Below are 3,146 nucleotides of genomic sequence, written 5' to 3'. Positions count from 1 at the left end.
GCTCTCTACGTATAGCCTACCGAACTGTGTTAGCAAACCGCCGTGAGCCTTAGCAAGGGACTCTCCTTTAAGCACTGTTGGCACCTCAATAACGAGTTCAGCGGCGTTATGCCCCAAGTCTACGGCAACCCTGTACCTGCCTTTACCGGGGCACTCTTTCGCGGAGCTCAAGTACTCTTCAACGGGAGGCAAGCACTCCGTAGCCAATTTGAGCACTTCGCTACCTGGATTTGTCGAGTAGAGCTCAACCCCGCACTTCTCGACTTCTCTCGTGAATAGCGTCTCTATTTGAAACTCGTGGATGCTCATGACTACAGGCTCGAGCGGTATACTGTACTTAAGGCTTACCTCAAATGCCACGCCGGCTGCGGCGGCCCTCGCCTCGGCTTCATTGTTCTCGTGGACAACGAGGATGTCTACATCGCTGAATTCGTCAGCCAGTCCTTTGGCGCAACTACCAAAAAGCGCTTCAGGTTCGTCAACTCAAGCGAGCGTAGATGATGATAGGATGTACAGTCTCACGGGGCCCCCGGGTGTCCCGTAGAAGTCGATTCTAGCTTTATCGAGGTAGGCGTTCAAACCTAGTCTCTTAGCGAGAGCCGTGGGGACCAGTATCTGTGAATTATTAGCTTCAAACCCACTATTAACCCACGCTACAGTTGACACTTGGAGTGTGGAGTTAAAGTTACTCCCTATACCCAGCTTTATCCTGGTCGCCATCTCTAGCCACCGGTCTCAATGGGTGTAGTCTCCCAAGCCCCTACCGGAGGGGCTTCTACTCCACCTGGTTGCCCCTATGAGGGTAAGGTTTATCTGGAGCTATCCCCGGATTTACCCTATAAGTCTCAGGGCTGGTTTGAGTTGATCGTTGAGGTTATCGGTGTATCTAGGTTCTTCGGCGAGGTTAAGGCTGTTGATGGTGTTTCTCTTAGTGTTGGCAGGGAGGTTGTCGCTATTATGGGCCCTAATGGTAGTGGTAAGTCGACCTTGCTATCCATGGTGGCCGGTGTTCTCAGACCTTCTGCTGGTGTCATTAGGGTTCATGGTTTTAATGTTTGGGGTTCTAGTGTTGAGATGGCTAAGGCTAGGAGTCTCCTAGGCTACGCCCCCCAGAAGCCCCCTCTTAGGTTTGATGTATCAGCTTACGATAACCTCGTATGGCATTGTTTGATTAGAGGTTTTAGCTTGCTTGATGCTAGGAGGCGTGCTAGGGAGCTACTGGAGCTCGTGGGTTTAGCTGAGCACTCCGGTAAAAGCGTGTGGCAACTTAGTGGTGGTATGGTTAGGAGGCTTGTCATAGCGTCAGCTCTAGTCCATGAGCCCGATGTCCTGGTCATGGATGAGCCTAGCACCGGGGTAGACCCCGGAGCTCTGGATAGCCTATGGGCTGTGATAATGAGGTTATCCAAGGGTAGAACCATCATATACTCGACTCATAACCCCATGGAGGCTGAGAGGTTCTCATCGAGGGTAGCTATAATGCACCGGGGCAAGGTGGTGTTAGAGGGTGAGCCTAGGAGTCTAATCGAGAGCTACGCTCCAAACCCCATGGTGGAGGTTACACTAGCAGAGGGTGAGCCGTTGGAGGTTGGAGAGTGCGTCATGGTGGAGAAGGTGGGTAGGACAGCTACCTACGAGGCGTGGAACGTAACAGCTTGTATTGAGAGTGTAGCGAGAGCTCACAAGGAGGCGGGGTTTAGGATTGAGAAACTCGAGGTTAGGACACCCGGGCTAAGGGAGGTGTTTAGGAGGGTTACTGGTGCAGCGTTGGGGTGAAGGGCTGTGACCTGGATTCTACTAGCTGAAACATGGGTTTTCATCAAGAGTCTACGTAGGAGGAAGGATCTACTATTCTGGCTCATAGTGTTCCCAGTGGTCTACATGCTCCTAGTCAACGCGATATTCGCTCCAAGAGAGGCTCCTGTATCGTTTAAAATAGCTGTGATGGACGAGGACGGGAGTGTTCTATCGAGAGCTCTCGTTAACGCCATGAACGAGTCTGGCATCTTCGAACTCAGACTACTGTCAGCCTCCGACCCGGGGGAGTTACTGGAGTTACTTAGGAGGGGGGAGTACCCCCTGATCCTGGTTATACCAAGGGGTTTCCACAATAACATAACGGGGACTAGACAAGCTAAGCTAGAGGTGTACTATAACCCAAACTCGCGGGATTCACTTACAGCTCTCAGGGTGCTAGAGGATCTCATACTCCACTTTGAAAACATGATATCGAGTAAAGCCGCCGACACAATGTTAAACTACGTGCCGGAGCCCTTTAAGAGCATGTTATCAGGCTACATAAGCTTCCTAGTAGACCCCATCAGGTTAGCTAAGTTTAACGTAACAGGAGCTTCCATAGCTGAGGTTACGAGGGCCTTCAAGCTTAGCTTGGTGACGTTAACGATCGGTTTAATGCTACTCTACACGGGTATAATGGGCGGGCTCCACGCTATAGCGGAGAAGAGGTATGAGGGTTATATTCAATCAATACTATCGAGCCGCGTTAAGCCATCGACCTTCCTGCTATCCGAGGTGATAGCTATAACCGTGGGGGGCCTCGTATCGGCTTCGGTTATAACCCTAACGGGTTTAATGCTAGGAGCTCCAATACTAGAGGTGCCTTTACACAAGATCCTCGTAGCTCTAGCCTTGATCCTGGTAAGTGTAATGGGCCTCATAGGGTTCGGTTTAACCATAGGGATTGTGGCTAAGACACCTCAGTCAGCCTCAGCTCTAGGTAACGCTATAGCGTTCCCCATCATGTTCCTAGGCGGCTTCACTATACCTAAGTTCATGCTACCCTCATGGCTCCAGGTATTCCCAGAGTTATTCCCCCACTCGAGGCTTGTCTACGCCATAACATATTACGTGCTGGGGGATTGGAGCCTAGAGGAAACAGTGGTCTACGCACTCCCAGCCATAGCGTTAAGCCTAACACTACTACTAGCAGGAGCTCTAGTCTACAGGAGGGTCCTGGAGAGATTACTGGGAGGCTGAGATAACTAGAGGCGACCGTGAAAGCCAGGAGCACAACTAGATTGTACGAGCCGGGACACCCCCATATTTGAAGGCTGTTAGAGAGGCGCTAGAAGGGGCTAGAAGCGAGGAGGCTAGGAGAATGGCTGAGGCTCTGGAGCCAAGTGCAA

At 51.4% G+C, this 3,146-nt stretch carries 4 protein-coding genes and 1 pseudogene; 2 read left to right on the top strand and 3 right to left on the bottom strand.

Annotated elements, in window-relative coordinates:
• From ACP5N5_RS06460 to ACP5N5_RS06450, 3 genes and pseudogenes are all read right to left on the bottom strand, one after another.
• The coding region (locus tag ACP5N5_RS06460) for a hypothetical protein (protein WP_428134209.1) at positions 1–207 on the bottom strand (207 nt) is incomplete at its 3' end.
• Positions 208–240: 33 nt separating this feature from the next.
• Positions 241–456 (bottom strand): annotated as a pseudogene (locus tag ACP5N5_RS06455) (nucleotidyltransferase domain-containing protein); the annotation flags it as partial.
• A 27-nt stretch (positions 457–483) separates the two neighbouring features.
• Positions 484–720 (bottom strand): hypothetical protein, encoded by a 237-nt coding sequence (locus ACP5N5_RS06450; RefSeq protein ID WP_428134204.1) that lies wholly within the window; start codon positions 718–720, stop codon positions 484–486.
• A gap of 141 nt (positions 721–861) precedes the next feature.
• On the opposite strand from ACP5N5_RS06450, the gene ACP5N5_RS06445 reads away from it, so the two are divergent.
• Positions 862–1,776, top strand: coding sequence for an ABC transporter ATP-binding protein (locus ACP5N5_RS06445; protein WP_428134202.1), 915 nt, complete (start codon positions 862–864; stop codon positions 1,774–1,776).
• A 6-nt stretch (positions 1,777–1,782) separates the two neighbouring features.
• A complete protein-coding gene (locus ACP5N5_RS06440; RefSeq protein WP_428134195.1) occupies positions 1,783–2,997 on the top strand; it encodes an ABC transporter permease in 1,215 nt (404 codons plus the stop codon).
• Positions 2,998–3,146: the final 149 nt, after the last annotated feature.

The sequence above is a fragment of the Desulfurococcus sp. genome (genome assembly GCF_049970475.1).
Taxonomy (GTDB): Archaea; Thermoproteota; Thermoprotei_A; order Sulfolobales; family Desulfurococcaceae; genus Desulfurococcus; species Desulfurococcus amylolyticus.
This window is presented reverse-complemented; position numbering and strand designations above follow the sequence as displayed.